Origin of the sequence: Heliomicrobium gestii, from assembly GCF_009877435.1 — a bacterium.
In the GTDB taxonomy this organism is placed as follows: domain Bacteria; phylum Bacillota; class Desulfitobacteriia; order Heliobacteriales; family Heliobacteriaceae; genus Heliomicrobium; species Heliomicrobium gestii.
Map to the genome: position 1 here is coordinate 269,676 of NZ_WXEX01000001.1, position 16,178 is coordinate 285,853.

15 protein-coding genes are annotated in these 16,178 nt (G+C 59.5%); all 15 read left to right on the forward strand.

Features of this window, described 5'->3' with window-relative positions:
* Positions 1–160: 160 nt before the first annotated feature.
* The 15 genes from GTO89_RS01275 to GTO89_RS01345 all read left to right on the forward strand — a co-directional run bounded on the left by GTO89_RS01275 (position 161) and on the right by GTO89_RS01345 (position 16,173).
* Positions 161–862: a response regulator transcription factor gene (locus GTO89_RS01275; RefSeq protein ID WP_161260239.1), complete on the forward strand. Its 702-nt coding sequence runs from the start codon at positions 161–163 to the stop codon at positions 860–862.
* 11 nt (positions 863–873) lie between these two features.
* Positions 874–2,337, forward strand: a complete 1,464-nt coding sequence (locus GTO89_RS01280) for a sensor histidine kinase (protein WP_161260240.1) — start codon at positions 874–876, stop codon at positions 2,335–2,337.
* A 55-nt stretch (positions 2,338–2,392) separates the two neighbouring features.
* On the forward strand, positions 2,393–3,076 hold the full coding sequence (locus GTO89_RS01285) for a hypothetical protein (RefSeq protein WP_161260241.1): 684 nt from the start codon (positions 2,393–2,395) through the stop codon (positions 3,074–3,076).
* A 29-nt stretch (positions 3,077–3,105) separates the two neighbouring features.
* A complete protein-coding gene (locus GTO89_RS01290; RefSeq protein WP_161260397.1) occupies positions 3,106–3,771 on the forward strand; it encodes an ABC transporter ATP-binding protein in 666 nt (221 codons plus the stop codon).
* Between the two features lie 18 nt (positions 3,772–3,789).
* The gene (locus GTO89_RS01295) at positions 3,790–4,995 is read left to right on the forward strand and encodes an efflux RND transporter periplasmic adaptor subunit (RefSeq protein ID WP_161260242.1); all 1,206 of its coding nucleotides are present in this window, start codon (positions 3,790–3,792) and stop codon (positions 4,993–4,995) included.
* The gene (locus GTO89_RS01300) at positions 4,992–6,179 is read left to right on the forward strand and encodes an ABC transporter permease (RefSeq protein ID WP_161260243.1); all 1,188 of its coding nucleotides are present in this window, start codon (positions 4,992–4,994) and stop codon (positions 6,177–6,179) included. Before GTO89_RS01295 ends, GTO89_RS01300 begins: the two co-directional genes overlap by 4 nt.
* A 23-nt stretch (positions 6,180–6,202) precedes the next feature.
* Entirely contained in the window at positions 6,203–7,483 is a 1,281-nt protein-coding gene (locus GTO89_RS01305; protein ID WP_161260244.1) for a CDK5 domain-containing protein, read from the forward strand.
* Positions 7,484–7,640: 157 nt separating this feature from the next.
* Complete coding sequence (locus GTO89_RS01310; RefSeq protein WP_161260245.1) at positions 7,641–10,316, forward strand: CBS domain-containing protein; 2,676 nt, start codon at positions 7,641–7,643, stop codon at positions 10,314–10,316.
* Positions 10,309–10,938 (forward strand): site-2 protease family protein, encoded by a 630-nt coding sequence (locus GTO89_RS01315; protein ID WP_161260246.1) that lies wholly within the window; start codon positions 10,309–10,311, stop codon positions 10,936–10,938. The genes GTO89_RS01310 and GTO89_RS01315 overlap by 8 nt, the downstream gene beginning before the upstream one ends.
* 103 nt (positions 10,939–11,041) lie before the next feature.
* Positions 11,042–12,043, forward strand: a complete 1,002-nt coding sequence (gene trpS, locus GTO89_RS01320) for a tryptophan--tRNA ligase (protein WP_268894587.1) — start codon at positions 11,042–11,044, stop codon at positions 12,041–12,043.
* Between the two features lie 6 nt (positions 12,044–12,049).
* Positions 12,050–12,793, forward strand: coding sequence for a segregation and condensation protein A (locus tag GTO89_RS01325; protein WP_161260247.1), 744 nt, complete (start codon positions 12,050–12,052; stop codon positions 12,791–12,793).
* A 150-nt stretch (positions 12,794–12,943) separates the two neighbouring features.
* Positions 12,944–13,510, forward strand: a complete 567-nt coding sequence (gene scpB, locus GTO89_RS01330; RefSeq protein ID WP_161260399.1) for an SMC-Scp complex subunit ScpB — start codon at positions 12,944–12,946, stop codon at positions 13,508–13,510.
* Positions 13,511–13,515: 5 nt separating this feature from the next.
* On the forward strand, positions 13,516–14,370 hold the full coding sequence (locus GTO89_RS01335) for an alpha/beta fold hydrolase (protein WP_161260248.1): 855 nt from the start codon (positions 13,516–13,518) through the stop codon (positions 14,368–14,370).
* A gap of 311 nt (positions 14,371–14,681) precedes the next feature.
* Positions 14,682–15,545, forward strand: coding sequence for a bifunctional 5,10-methylenetetrahydrofolate dehydrogenase/5,10-methenyltetrahydrofolate cyclohydrolase (locus GTO89_RS01340; protein ID WP_161260249.1), 864 nt, complete (start codon positions 14,682–14,684; stop codon positions 15,543–15,545).
* Positions 15,538–16,173, forward strand: coding sequence for a cyclodeaminase/cyclohydrolase family protein (locus GTO89_RS01345; RefSeq protein ID WP_161260250.1), 636 nt, complete (start codon positions 15,538–15,540; stop codon positions 16,171–16,173). Before GTO89_RS01340 ends, GTO89_RS01345 begins: the two co-directional genes overlap by 8 nt.
* The last annotated feature ends 5 nt before the right edge of the window (positions 16,174–16,178 follow it).

Consider the following 16,178-nt stretch of genomic DNA (forward strand, 5'->3'; position numbering starts at 1 on the left):
AAGCATCACGATAACGGTGGCGATCATGCCGCCGTTTTTCTTTTTATCCCCCGGCGACGGTTTTACCCGAATCTTATAAAAATCTTAAAGACTCTTTTGTAGAATACTGACTGTGGCCGAATCGGCGATGAACCGTTCCGCTGCAAGGGGAGTGATATCGATGACGATCACCATCCTCGTCGTAGATGACGAGCCCAAAATCCTGGACATGGTCAGCGCCTTTCTCGAGGCCGAAGGGTACCGGGTGTTGCAGGCCACGGACGGTTCGCAGGCATTGCATATGGTGAGTGAACAATCGCCCCAACTGGTGCTGCTGGACTGGATGCTCCCGGGAAAAAGCGGCCTTGCCATCTGCCGGGAAATCCGCGCCCAATCGAAAATCCCGATCATCATGTTGACGGCCCGTGTCGACGAAGGGGATAAGGTGCTCGGGCTGGAGACAGGCGCTGACGACTATGTCACAAAGCCCTTCAGCCTCCGGGAGTTGGTGGCGCGCATCCGTTCGGTGTTGCGCCGATATGACATGGGAACCGACGGAACCCCTGCGGGGGAAGGGAATATCGTCCGCCGGGGAGACCTCGTCATTGACAACGATAAATTCGAAGCCTATCTGCGCGACAGTCCCCTCCCACTGACAGCGACGGAGTTCAAGATCCTGCAGACCCTCGCCCAGCGACCGGGTGTCGTCTACAGCCGGCTGCAGCTGATGCGCATCGTCATGGGCGACGCTTATGTCAACTATGAGCGGTCAGTCGACACCCATGTGAGCAACCTGCGCAAAAAAATCGGCGATTCACCGGGAGAGGCCCGCTACATCCTCACCGTATTCGGCATCGGCTACAAGTTTGCAGAACGGCTATAGGCGGTGATGGGATGCAGTTGCGAAGCAAGTTGTTCCTGGGGGCTTTGTTGATCGTCCTCTCTTTATCGGGCGTCTACTTTACCCTCTCCCTGACGGCGACGAACGCCATCTTCAACCGCTATGACAATTTGGTCCAGCGACAGGTGGCCGACGAGATCCTGAATTCGCTGGCCGAGTACTACATCAGCCACGGGGAAAGTTGGAACGGCGTCGAAGAATACATGCTGCCGATGTTGTCTCAGCGACCGCAGCGGGATAAGCGCATGGCGCGGACGACCATGGCCCTTTTTGATGAACAGAACAACCCCATCGCCGCATGGCCCCGCGGCGCAGGCGACAGCTGGCGGAATATTGATTTTGAAAACAAGGGGAATCTCATTCCCATCATCGTGGAAGAACGGCAGGTCGGCAGGCTGTGGATGATGTCCCGCAGCCCCACCGACGGCATCCGTGACAGGGTTTCCTCGTCGCTTCTGGACACCTTTTTGATCTCCATCGTGGCCAGTACGGTGATTGCCGTCATGGTAACCTATCTCCTGGCCAGGTACTTAACGAAACCGTTGCTTCAGATGGCTGGGGCCACGCGGGAAATAAAAAAGCGGCGGTTCGATCTGCGTCTGCCGGTCCAGTCGCAGGACGAGGTGGGGGCGGTCATCCAAGCCTTCAATGAGATGAGCGAGGCCTTGCAGCGGGGGGAACAGATCCGCACCAATCTCGTCGCCGACGTGGCCCACGAGTTGCGGACACCGCTGACGATCATCCAAGGGCAATTGGAGTCGATTCAGCAAGGCGTCTTGCCGGCGTCGATCGAAACGATCCTGCCGATTCAGGACGAAGTCATCCGGCTCAATCGCCTTGTCGATGATCTGCGGCAGCTAACCCTGGCAGAGGCGGGAAAACTGCCCCTCTGTCTCTGTCCCACCGATGTGACAGCCCTGCTCCGGCGGATTGTGGAGATCTTTTCGGTGGAATCAGAACTCCGCAAGGTGGAACTGAGGCTGACCGTCCCGGAGGCGCCCTGCTGGATCACCGCTGATCCCGATCGGCTGACCCAAATCGTCGTCAATATCTTGAGCAATGCCCTCCATCATTCGCCCGATGGCGGGACGGTACATATCGGTTTGCAGAACGGTTCCTTGCAGAAATGGGCGGACGGCAACGCTGCGATGGTCAGGATCGACGCGCTGCCGGCGCAGGGAAGGGAACCCCTCGCGGAGGGCATGGTCATCTGGATGGCCGACGAGGGACCCGGCATCGCGCCGGAGCAACTTCCCTATATCTTTGATCGCTTTTTCCGCTGCGACGCCTCGCGCGATCGGGAATCGGGCGGAAGCGGGTTGGGCTTGGCCATCGCCAGAGAATATGTCCTGGCCCACGGAGGCGCCATCACCGCTGTCAATCAACAGGAAAAGGGCAGTTGCTTCGCCTTTTTCATGCCCGAAAAGCCGCCGGCAGCGATGGAATCATCGCCCTGACCGGCTCCTTTGATGTGAAAGAGATGATTGAATGAAAAGGGAAGAGGGATTGTTCATGAAACAAAAAATGCTGTTGCCGGTGCTCATCCTGTCACTGGCGCTGGTTGCCGGCTGCAACAACAGTGCGGCGCCGACGGCCAAGGCGAACGGAAAGAAACCGGATACGGAAGCGAGCGCCAACGCGAACGCCAACGCCGGCGCCGCCCTCCCTGTTCCGAAAAGGCCGCCCGAACTCGTCGGCAAGGTAAAAGACATCGTGGGGAACGAGGTTACCATCTTCAAAGGAAAAATGGAGGAACCCGCCGGGGAGAGGGCGCCTGAAGAAAACGGACAGGCGACAAGACCGGCTGGCGAGAGACGGAGAAGCGGCAACGAAAACGGCGGCGTCAACAGTGACGTCAACAGTGACGTCGGAAAAAACAATGGGACTCGGCCGGCAGGAGTTCCGCGGAACCGTATGACCTTCACCGAAGAGACAGAGACCTTCCTCATCCCTGTCGGCGTGCCGATCGCAACGATGCAGCGGGGGAGCGGGGACGCCGCTGCGGCCCAACTGACAGACATCAAAAAAGATCAGGTGATCCGCCTCTGGAAAAACAACGACGCCATTGAGTTTGTCCAAATCAGTGGGGGGAATCCAGGCGGTCAGCGACCGAACGCCCCAGGGGCGGGCCAGGCGGGTCAAGGCGGCGCCGGCGGGGCACGAGGCGGTTCGAGTCCGGAAGGCGGCAGACGGTGACAGAGACGGAGAGGCAGGAAAAGCGGCGCATCATTGACGCGCGGAACATCATCAAAGAATACACGACCGGCTCCGGCACGCTGCGGGTCCTTGATGATGTGAGCCTGACGGTGAGGCAGAATGATTTTCTCGCCATTCTGGGACCCTCCGGCTCGGGCAAATCGACTTTGATGAATGTCTTGGGCTGCCTGGACCTGCCCACATCAGGCGAGTACCATCTCGATGGCATCGATGTGCTGCGAGCCAAAGAGGAACAACTGGCAGACATGCGCAACCGGAAGATCGGCTTTGTCTTTCAGAAATTCAACCTGCTGCCGCGCCTGACGGCCGTCCAAAACGTGATGCTTCCACTGTTGTACCGAGGCGTCGATGAAGGGGAGGCCTACGAAAAGGCCAAAGAAAAACTCGCCCTCTTGGGACTGGAAAACCGGATGACCCACCGGCCGAATGAATTATCGGGCGGGCAGCAGCAACGGGTGGCTATTGCCAGGGCTATCGTGGGCGATCCGCCGCTGCTCTTGGCCGACGAACCGACGGGGAACCTGGACAGCAAGTCCAGTGTCGACGCCCTCAACATCTTCCATGAACTCCATGGTCAAGGCAACACCATCGTCGTCATCACCCATGACCGGGACGTGGCCGAATCGTTGCAACAGGTCGTATACATCCGAGATGGAAAGTTATACGAGAACTAGGAACAAAGGGGCATGGGAATGACAAAAATATCAATAAAACGAAAATGGCTCTTGCTCCTTGTCCTGGCGGTGTTCATCGCCGCAGGCCTCTTTGCCTGGCACAAACTTCAGAACCAGGCGAAAGAGACGGCGGCGCCCGATGAGCAAGCGAAGGTTCAGCGAAAGGACATCGTCGTCGGTTTGGAGTCAGATGGGACCATCAATTTTTCCAAGGTGAATCTGCAGTTTACCATCAAAGGAACCGTGAAAGAGATCCTGGTCAAAGAGGGCGATCCCATCAAGCAAGGCGATCTGATCGCTCGATTGGACAGCGACGATTATGAAAATCAGTACCAACTGGCCCACGCAAAGCTGCAGGATGCGCAACAACAGATCAAAGACGATAAAAACAGCCGCTTGAACAGCCTATTGACCGGGGAAGCCTCTCTGATGAAAATGCAGTCTTCCCTGGAAACGCTAAAAGCGGCCTATGCGGAAATGGAACGGATCCCCGACGCCTTTGCGGCCAACGACATGAAGACAAAAAAGCGAGATTTGGAGATCGCCCAGAAGGAGTATGATAACCAAGTAAAGGCCCTGGACATCGCCAGAGAGGCCTATGAGCGCAGCAAATCGCTGGAACAGGAAGAGATCTCCCTCAAGATCGCCCAACAAAATCTCGACAATACGCGCCTGTATGCCCCCGTCTCCGGCACGATGTTAAAGCTACAAAAAAAAGTCGGCGAAGCGGTGAACGACGAGCAAGATTTTGCCGTCGTTCATGAAAATAACGAAGTGGAAATGAACACAAAAGTCATCGAGTATGATGTGGGCCGGCTCAAGGTGGGCCAAAAGGTCAACGTGACCGTCGAGGCTTTGCCCGACAAGAAATACACCGGCGAAGTGACCAAGATCGATCATCTCCCGGTGACAGGGAACGAATCGTCGGGATTGGTCAACTATGCAGTGGTCATCAAACTGCAAAACGCTGACAGCGACCTGAAAGACGGCATGACCGCCAAGGCTACCTTCGTCATCAAAGAGGTGTTGAACTGTCTCGTCGTTCCCTATCGAGCGGTGACCGTCCATGATGGCAAACCGTTTGTCACCCTGTTGGAACAGGGGCAAAAGGTGGAACGGGAGATCAAAACCGGCTTTACCGACGGAACGACGGTGGAAGTGCTCGACGGGTTGCGCGGAAATGAAACGGTCCTGTACGCTAAAAAGCCGGGTGGCCCCCGATGAAGCTCAAACAACTGGTCAAGCTCGTCTTGATCAACATCTATCACAATAAGGTGAGGACGTTGCTGACAACGCTGGGCGTCATCGTCGGCACGGCCACCATTTTTCTGGTTGTCGCCATCGGGGCCGGGGGAGAGGCGCAGGTGAACGAACAGTACTCCAAGCTGAACGTGGGCACCATCCTCATCTCACCGGCCCAGAGAGGAAAGGTGAAGGATCCGCTGACCAAAAAAGACGCCGAGTTGATCCAGGAAAGCGACAACGTGACCATGGCCTTTCCTCTCTTAAGCGGTTCCGGACAGATCAAATACGCAGGCTATGCCAACACGGGACCCTACAACGGGATCATGCCGGGCTTCCAAGAGATGAATCACCTCGTCACCCGATCCGGTCGTCTCTTGGATGATGATGACGACACCAACCACAACCGCTGCGCCGTTGTGGGCTATGAATTCGCCTCCGTCTATACGGACGGCGATCCCGATGGGATCGTGGGCAACAGCATCGAGATCAACACCCGCAGGTTTGAAGTGGTCGGCCTGTTGGAGCGCACCGGTGATACGGGCTCCCGGACGAGCATCGATGATGGCGTCTTTATCCCGATTTCGTCGGCAGAGCGGTTTTTGCTGGGAAGCCGGGCCAATCCGATCATCTACGCCTTGGCGAAGGATCTAAAATCGGTCCAGCCGGCCATCGCCGATATCACCAATGCGTTGAACCAAAGCCATCGCCTGGGCGGCGCCGATCAATTTCGCATCACCGACGCCGGCAGCCGGCTCGTATCGGCCCAAGAAACGGCCCGGACCATGTCTTTGCTGCTCCTCTCCATCGCCATCGTCGTGCTGATCGTCAGCGGCATCGGCATCATGAATGTCATGTTCGTGACTGTCAAAGAGCGGACGCGGGAGATTGGCACCCTCAAGGCGATCGGCGCCAAGCGCAGCGAGATCTTAAGCCAGTTCCTGGCCGAAGCAGTCGTGATCAGTTTGGTCGGCGGGATTTTGGGCAGTGTCATCGGTTTTGTGACCATCCCCTTGCTCAAGTTCTTCGAGTTGCCGGCGTTGCCGACGGTGAACGGCGTCTTGCTGGGGTTGCTGTTTTCCATCGTCACCGGCGTTTTTTTCGGATTCTATCCCGCCTGGAAGGCGGCGGAATTGAACCCCATCGAAGCGTTGCGCTATGAATAATACCCGGGAAAGGAGCGCTGCTTGTGACAAAAGGCAACGCTGCCGTCTTCACGATCCTTCCGCTGGCGATCGTCCTCCTGTTGAGTTTTTCCCTGGCGCCGGCCCTTGCGGCGGAAAGCGTCTATCGCCTCGATGAGGTGAAAGCGCTGGCCATCCAAAACAGCCGGGAGGGGGTCAAAAACCAGCTCAACACGCTCCGGGCGAATTATTCCTATGAACAGGCGCAAGAGGATTATGATGATTATGAACAGCCCGCTTCATGGGCGTCCTATTCTGATGCGATGACGAGACTGCAACTGCTGAATGACCAAAAGCGCGCCTATGAAGCCGCCGGCAACGCTGATCCCGGTGAAATCGCCAAAATCGATGCGAACATCGCCCTGCAGGAGAAAACCGTTGAATCGGAAGAGGATCGCTATCGCAAAGACGTGAACAACCGTGATTCACTGAAGAATAAATTGCGTGACGCCGGAGACGCCTTAGCCGATGCGAAAACAGCCCAAGCAGTTTTTGAAGAAGAATTGAAGTATAAGGTGGAAAAGGCCTATACCGATATTTTGTTGCAGGAACAAAACCGGCTCATGCTCCTGCAGAAAGCGAACTATCAAAAGCGTCTCTTGGAGCAAGAAAAAAAGCGTCTCGAAATCGGCGCCACCAGCCAAGAAAAGGTGAACCAAATCGCCATGAACCTGGCCGACGCCAACCTGGCTGTGTCGGAGGCGGAGAAGACCCTGACGAGTCTGCGAGGCGCCCTGAATGATTCCATCGGCAACGCCTATGACGCCAAATTTACTTTACTCCCCTTTGACGCCCCGGCGAGCGGACAACTGCCCACCTATGAGACACTGCTTCCGGCTGTCCGCTCCCAGTATGCGAAACTGTCACAACTGCACAGAGACATTGAGAAAAAAGAAGACGACTTGAAAGAATATAATGAGGACGACGATGATTACAGCGAATACAACGAAGCCATAAAGGGCCTGGAGATCAAGGAAATGAAAAACGAACTGAACGATGAAGAATGCAAGCTGGTGAAAACGCTGAAGGATATCCTGGCCGACGTGACGTCGAAAAGGGAGAACCAGGAACACTTGCAATTAGAGCTGGAAAAAGTCGCACGACAACACGACTGGAACAAACAGCGGTACGAGTTGGGCCTGATTTCTCCGCTGACGCTCATGCAAAGCGATCTGGATTTGCTGGAAGCAAAGCAAAAACTGAAGGCCGGCGAGTATAGCCGATACCTCATGGAGCGGACCGTTGAACTGCTGGGGAAAGGGATCATCGTCAGCAGCGCCGGTTGAGACGGGAACGGCCCCCTTTTTCCGTAAGGCACGGAGAGAGGGGGCCGTTCATTTTTTTGAGCCGCCGATCCGATGGCGGTCAATGGGCAAGAAGTGGAAAAAAACAAAGTCTCTATGCTATAATGTACGTTATGAATGCGCGGGGAGGCGGCTGACGGTGGAGATCATCCTCACTCACAACAACACGGATTTTGACGGCCTCGCCGCGTCCTTTGCCGCCTCAAAGTTGTACCCCCGGGCGGTTCCGGTCCTCGCTGGAAAGCTGAGCGCCAATGTACAGGAGTTCATGGCGCTGCATAAAGATACTCTGGGATTTAAGACGATCAAGGACATCCCGGCGCAGCAGGTGAAACGGGTGATTCTCGTTGACACCAAGATGGCCTCCCGGGTGGGGCCGCTGGGGCAACTGACCCAAAACCCTGATGTGGATGTGCACATCTACGACCATCACCCCGCCGGCGCCGGCGATACGCCGGCATCCCAATTGGTTCGGGAGGACGTGGGCGCCGTCACGACGATCCTCGTCGAGATCCTGCGCCGCCGTCACTGCCGCCTCACGCCCTTTGAAGCGACGGTGCTCGCTCTGGGCATCTATGAAGACACGGGCGGACTCATGTTTTCGACGACCACCGAGCGGGATGCCGCTGCGGTCGCCTATCTGCTCGGCCGGGGCGCCAACCTGTCGGTCATCAACGAATTCATCGATCGTCCCCTTTCGATCGAGCAGAAGGAACTGCTCCGCGAACTCACCCAGCGCACCGTCGTTTTGGTCATTCACGGCATTCGCGTCGTCGTCACATCGGCGGAGCGGGAGGAGTATGTGGAGGGGCTTTCCCACCTTGTTCACCAGTTGGGGGACATTGAAAGCCCCGATGTGATGGTGGCCGTTGTGCGCCTGCACGATAGGGTCCATGTGGTCGCCCGCAGCCGCGTTGAGGCGGTGCGGGTCAATACCCTGGTGCAACCCTTCGGCGGCGGCGGGCACGGCTCGGCGGCGGCCGCTTCGATCAAGGGCGGTGACGCCGGCTTGATTTTGGAGCAACTGGTGAAAAGCCTCACCGCGTCGATCCGGCCCCAGCGGGGCGCCCGGGAGATCATGTCCTCGCCGGTGAAGACGATCACTCCGGACACGACCATCGACGACGCCGGCAAGGTCATGCTCCGCTACGGACATACGGGACTTCCTGTCGTGGAAGGCGATCGGCTGGTCGGCGTCATCAGCCGCCGCGACTTTGACAAAGCCTTCATCCATGGGCTGCGCCACGCGCCTGTCAAGGGATTCATGTCCCGCAACGTGATCACCGTCGACGCGGACACATCGCTTCGCGACATCCAGCGCTTGCTGATCGAACATGACATCGGTCGACTGCCTGTCCTCGAAGGGGAACGGCTGGTCGGCATCGTCTCCCGCACCGATGTGTTGCGCACCCTGCACGGCGAGAACATGCCTGTCCGTTACTGGACCAACTTTGGAAGCCAGCGTGCGGGGGAGGGGGCGACGGTGGGAGCGGATCGGCAAATGGCCCAGCGCCTGCGCGAACAACTGCCGTCCCCGATCCTCGAACTCTTCGAAGACGTGGGCCGGTTGGCCGACGGCAACGGCATGCAGGTCTATGTGGTGGGCGGTTTTGTGCGCGATCTGCTCCTGGGGGTGAACAACCTCGATATCGATCTGGTCGTTGAGGGCGATGGCATTCGCTTTGCCGCCGAACTGGCCCGTTATTTAAAAGGATCGCTCCGCACCCATGAGAAGTTCGGCACGGCTGTCATCCGCTGGGGCGATCAGAAGATCGATGTGGCCACAGCCCGCCGGGAGTTTTACCAGTACCCGGCCGCCCTGCCCCAGGTGGAGGCGTCCGACCTGCGCCAGGATCTGTACCGGCGCGACTTCACCATCAACGCCCTGGCCATTCGCCTCAACGGCGATCGCTTCGGCGAACTGGTCGACTTCTTTCAGGGCTGCAAGGACCTGGAACTGGGGCTCGTGCGCGTCCTCTACAATCTCAGTTTTGTCGAGGACCCGACGCGCATCCTGCGGGCGATCCGCTTTGAGCAGCGGTATCGCTTTTCCATCGAACCGCAGACACTGGGTTTTGCCCGGGAAGCCATCGCCCGGCAGATGATCCGGGAACTCTCCTATGAACGCATGGTCGATGAACTCATCCTCATCCTGAGCGAGGAGAACCCGGCGCCGGCGCTGCGCCGCATGACCGAATTGGGCCTCTGGGAGTTTCTCCTGCCAGGGCTGGAGTGGACGCCCTGGATCGAGGTCGAGGTGGCGGCCGTGCCGCCCTTGCTGAAGGCGCTGGCCGAGGCCGGCCTCCCTGTTCCCCAGCGGGCCTGGATCGTCTACTTCTACGTACTGGCTCGACACCTTTCTCCCGAGGGCCTTCGCTTTGTCAACGACCACTACCCCCTAAAGCAGGCCCTGCGGGAGGGCTTGTTCAAACTGCATGATCAAGGGAATGCTACCAATCAGGCCCTGATGGACTGGCTGCGGGGCGATCACCCCTTGAGCCGCTTGGAGGCCATTCTCCGGGACTGGCCCGACGAGGCGGTCCTGGCCTTGCGCGCCGGCTTTTCGCTCCCCGATACGCTGCGCCTCACGGCTGCCTGGCGCGAGATCCGGCAAACCCGTCCCCGGCTCACCGGCCGAGAACTGAAAACGCTAGGGATCCCGCCCGGCCCGGTCTACGCCCGGATCCTGAACCGGTTGCGCCTGGAGCGCCTCGACGGCCGGCTGGAGGACGCCGCCGCCGAGCGGGCCTTCGCGCTCCGCCTGGTGAAGGGAGATGCGCCGGTGGGGGAGGCAAAAGGAGGACACCATGTTTGATTTTAATCTGACAGACCTCATCGCCCGGGCGCCGGCCATTTTGATCGCCCTGGCGCTGCACGAGTACGCCCACGCCCGGATGGCCGTCTGGCTCGGCGATCCGACGCCGCGCTGGGAGGGCCGGTTGACCATCAACCCCTTGTCCCACCTCGATCCGATCGGCGCGCTCATGCTCATCTTTGGTCCCTTCGGCTGGGCCAAACCGGTCGGCGTCAACCCCTACAACTTCCGGGGCAACAAACAGCGGGGCATGATGCTCGTCGCCCTGGCGGGCCCGCTGATGAATGTGTTCCTGGCGATCCTGTCAGTGGCCCTCTTCGTCGGCTTCGGCAACATCGCCGAGGCCCGCGCCCTCTTGGTGAGCATGATCAGCATCAATGTGGGCCTCGCTGTCTTCAACCTGCTCCCCGTGCCGCCCCTTGACGGCTCGAAAGTCCTCGCCGGCCTCCTGCCCTACCGCAGCCAAGGATGGCTCCGGCAACTGGAACAGTACGGCCCCATCCTCCTGCTGGTGCTCGTCTTTTTCCCCGTCATTTCCGACCGTCTCTTTCGACCGCTCTACAAAGCCCTCTACAGTGTCGTACTCCCCGTGGGAACGGCGATCGGACAATGGGTGTTTTGAGAAACCGTCATCTCTGGTTCAAGCGACGTCACAGCGGTAAAAGAGATCGGTATTCGAACAAAAGGAATCATGAATTCGTTCATAACAGGAAGGAGTCTTCACGTTGAACAAGGGAAAAATCTTCAGCGGCATGCGCCCCACAGGCCGGCTGCACATCGGTCACCTGAGCGTGATCGAAAACTGGATCCGCTTGCAGGAAGACTATGACTGTGTCTTCGGCATCGTCGACTGGCATGCCCTGACCACGTCTTTTGATGAAGTTGAGGCGTTGCAGCAGCGCATCCGCGAGATCGCCCTCGACTGGCTCTCGGCCGGCCTCGATCCGGAAAAGAGCCCCATCATGGTCCAGTCCCAGGTGAAGGAACATGCGGAACTGCACCTGCTCTTTTCCATGATGACGCCCTTGAGCTGGCTCGAACGGGTGCCCACCTACAAGGATCAGCTCCAGCAGTTCGGCGCCAAGGGCAAGGACATCAGCATGTACGGCTTCCTCGGCTACCCCTTGCTCATGGCGGCCGACATCCTGATCTACCGCGCCACCCATGTGCCCGTGGGCCTGGATCAGGTCCCCCATATTGAGTTGGCCCGCGAGGTGGCCCGTCGCTTCAACCACCTCTACCAGACAGAGATCTTCCCCGAACCGAAGGACATCCTGTCCGAGGTGCCCATGCTGCCGGGCATCGACAACCGCAAGATGAGCAAATCCTACGGCAACGACATTCCCCTGTCGGCGTCGGCCGAAGAGATCAAGGAAAAGGTGCGCCTGATGGTCACTGACCCGGGCCGGGTGCGCAAGACCGATCTGGGCAACCCCGATGTCTGTGTCGTCCATGTCTACCACAAGATCTACAACAATGGGGAGGTCGCTGACATCGGCGACCAGTGCCGCAAAGCCGGCATCGGCTGTGTGGCCTGCAAGCAGCGGCTGGCGGCCAAGCTGGAAGCCATCCTCGGTCCCATCCGAGAGCGGCGCGCCACACTGTTGGACAAGCCGAACCGGGTCGACGAGATCCTGGCCGACGGTTGCCTCCAGGCGCGGGCCAAGACTGCCGAGACGATGGAACTCGTCCGCGAGGCCATGGGTGTCCGTGGGGTCATGGACTGACCGGCCATGGCATACCAGGTCAGCCTGCCGGTTTTTGAGGGCCCCTTTGACCTGCTCGTCCACCTGATCGAGAAAAACCAGGTCAACATCTACGACATCCCCATCGCGCAGATCGCCGCCGAATACCTGGCCTACCTGCAGCAGATGGACGAGCTCGATCTGGAGACGGCCAGCGCCTTTTTGCTGATGGCGGCCCAACTGCTGGCGATCAAGGCGCGCATGCTCCTGCCCAAGCCGCCCAAAGCGGAGACGGCAGACGAGGGCGAAGAGGCGGAAGATCCGCGCCAGGAACTGGTCGATCGCCTGATCGAGTATCGCCGCTACAAGGCGGTGGCGGAACTGCTCAAGGAGCGGGAAGTCGACTGCAACCGCGTCTACGGCCGAGTCGTCGACCCCGCCACCCTGGCCCACCTCTTCGGCGAGGAAAACCCGCTGGAAGGGGTGATGGTGGGCGATCTGCTGGCAGCCTTGCGCAAGGTCTTGAGCCGCCAGGACAAGGAAGAGCCTGTCGCCGACATCCCCCGCGAGGAGATCTCCGTCCAGGCGCGGATGCAGGAACTGATCGCCTCGATCACCCAGCGGCCGCCTGAGGAACCGATCGCCTTTTCCAGTCTCTTTGCCGGGCGATGGCGTCCCTCCGACATCATCGTCACCTTCCTGGCCATGCTGGAACTGGTGCGGCTGAAAAAGGTGCGCGTGCTTCAGCGGGAGGCGCTGGATGAGATCTATCTCTTGGCCTCGAACATCTAGTTTTTCCGTTGAAGTCGCTCTTTCTGAACGGATCGCGCTGTATTCACCGGGTGCTACATATTCCTAAGTTTGCCCATCGTTGATTTGGGTCGATTGACGTTATCACAAGGATAGAGCGATGGCTCATGAGGGGGATTCGCTTTGACCGCCATGTTTCCCAATTCGATGAGCCGCGTGATCGAGGCGCTCTTGTTTGTCTCCAGCGACCCCCTTTCGGTGGAGGCGCTGGCAGAGGCGACAGGGTTTGCCGAAGAGGAGGTGCGGGAACTGCTCGCCGCGCTCAAGGCCGAGTATGACGGGCAGGAGCGGGGGTGGCAGTTGGAGGAGGTGGCCGGCGGGTTTCGCCTGTCCACACGGGCCGAGTTCGCCCCCTACATCGAACGGCTGCTGCGAGCGCCCCAGCAAGGCCTCTCCAACGCCGCCCTGGAGACGCTCTCCATCATCGCCTACCACCAGCCGGTCACCCGCGCAGAGATCGAGCAGATCCGGGGTGTAAAGGCCGATCGCTCCCTGGCTACGTTGCTCGGCAAAAACTTGATCCAAGAGGTAGGGCGTAAAGAGGCGCTGGGCCGTCCCATCCTTTATGGGACCACAGACAGCTTCCTGCGCCATTTTGGCCTGCGCAGCATGGAGGACCTGCCCAAGCTGGAGGAGGTCTTCCTCCAGGAGGAACTGCCCCTAACGGAACGCGGGGATCACATCAATCCGGAGGTATGACGCCGATGCAGCCTGAACGCCGACAACTGACGCTGCCTGGGATACACCTCTCTTACCTGGAATGGAAGGGGAAGGGGAACGAGCCGCTCCTGCTCCTGCACGGTTTGGGCGACCATGCCCTGATCTGGACGCCCCTGGCCGAGCGGCTCGTCGACCGTTTTCACATCGTCGCGCCCGATATGCGCGGCCACGGCGAGAGTGACAAACCGGACAGCGGCTACACCTTTCGCCAGGTCATCGCTGACTTGGAAGGCTTGATGGACCACCTGGGCTGGCAGGACGCCCACATCCTCGGCCATTCCTGGACCGGCAAACTGGCGCCCCTCTGGGCCCGAGAGCACAAGGCGCGCTTTCGGAGCATGCTCCTTGTCGACCCGATCTTCATCGTCAAGATGCCGGCGATCATGAAACTGTCCTTCCCGATCCTTTTTCGCGTCCTCGACAGCCTAAAAGGCATGGGCCCCTTTGGCAGCTATGCCGAGGCGGAAACCCTGGCGAAGGGATTGCGGCAGTACCAGGGGTGGAGCGACCACCAGCAGATGGTCTTCCGGGAAGGACTGGAGCAAAAACCCGATGGCCGCTGGGGCAGCAAATTCGTCGTGCCGGCCCGCAACCAGATCTTCGATGACGTCATGCGTGTCGCCGGCCTGACCGAGCCGATCACCGTGCCGACCCTGTTCGTCCAACCGGAAAAAGGCGTCAACCGCGCTGATTTTCAGATGAAGCCCTACATAACCTACCTGAAGAACCTGGATGTGCGCACCATCGTCGGCAACCACTGGCCCATGCTGGTGGAGCCGGAGACCTTCAACCGGACGGTAGAGGAGTTTCTCGTAAAGCAGTTGTCGCAGCGAGCATAGCGAGCCAAGAGGCGCTTTATGCCTACGTTTTTCCGAACCCATGAAAAGCTGGGGTGGATGGGACTGGGAGCGATTTGGGCGGAGCGGCGAGAGCGAGCGCAGGCTGCGGAGCGGTAAGGGCGCCAGGGGTCACATGCAGAAAAGCCCAGAGGTTTGGCGCCCAGCGAGGCAGCCCAGCGAGCCGCCGCGCAGCCCTTAGCGAGCAGTCCCATCCACCCCGTGATTTTACAAAATTTACGATAAAACAGAGACAAATACAGCGCCGAGGCATCTCGATTAGACGAACGGCGCTCAAGAGCGAGGTGGGGCCTGTGACGGCTCAATACATCGACGGCAAGGCCATCGCCGCCCAACTGCGGGCGGAAATCAAAACAGAGGTCAGCGCCCTCCAGGAGAAAGGGATCGTGCCCAAACTGGCCGTCATCCTGGCCGGCGACGATCCGGCTTCGGTGGTCTACGCCCGTTCCAAGGAAAAGGCGGCGGCCAACCTGGGCATCGCCTTTGAACTGTTCACATTGCCTGGCGACACGGCGGAGGCCGACCTCCTGGCCCTCATCGACCGGCTAAACGCCGACGCCGGCGTCCACGGGATCATGGTTGAACTCCCCCTGCCCAAACAGATCGCCAAAGAGAAGGTGATGGAGGCGATCCATCCCCTCAAAGATGTAGACGGCGTCCATCCCCTCAACCGGGGCTATCTCATGGCCGGACAGCCTGGACTCGTGCCGGCGACGCCCATGAGTTGCATCGAACTGCTGGAGCGATCCGGTATCGAACTGTCGGGCAAGCGTGTCGTGATCATCGGACGGGGCGAGACGGTGGGCAAGCCGCTCTTTTTCCTGCTTCTTCAGCGCAACGCCACCGTGACCGTCTGTCACACCCGCACGAAGGATCTGGCTGCTGAGGTGCGCCGCGCCGAGATCGTCATCGCCGCCGCTGGCAAGGCCGGACTGGTGACAGGAGAGATGATCGCGCCGGGGGCGGTGGTCATCGACGCCGGGATCAATGAAGGCGCTGACGGAAACATTGTCGGCGATGTGAAGACCGAAGAGGCGGCTGAGCGGGCGTCGCTGATCTCGCCGGTTCCCGGCGGTGTCGGCGCGTGCACGACGGCGTTGCTCTTCCGCAATGTCCTGCTCGGGTTGAAGCTGCAAGGAGGAACGGAACATGAGTGACATCTTTGAACGGCCGCTGCGGAACGTCATCGAGCAGGCCGCATCGGCGTCACCGACGCCGGGAGGCGGCTCCGTCTCGGCCATCACCGGCGCCTTTGGCGCGTCCATGGCGGCGATGGTCGCCAACCTGACTGTGGGGAAGGAAAAATACAAAGACGTAGAGCCGCAGGCGCTGGAACAGGTAAAGCGGCTGGAGGGGATCATGGCGCGGCTGGAAGGGCTTGTCCAGGCTGACATGGATGCTTTTGAAGCCTTTATGGCGGTCTACAAGCTGCCGAAAGACACAGACGAGCAAAAAGCGGCGCGGGCGAAAGCCCGCCAGGCGGCGGCGATCGAGGCCACCGAGGTGCCTCTGGCCATCGGCGACGCCTGTCTCGAGGCATTGGAGGCGGCTGTCGGACTGGCCGCCATCGGCAATAGCACGGCCATCTCTGACGTGGGCGTCGGCGCCTACCTGGCCGAAGCGTCCCTGAAGGGCGCCCTGCTCAGTGTGGACATCAACCTGCCCGCCATCAATGACAGCGAGTTTGTGAACAACGCGAAAGCTCGGCGGGAGCGGCTGATCGCCGAAGCGGAGCGACTGCGCGCCGAGGCGATCGCCGTCGTCGGGAAACGGATTCAGGGATAAGTTGC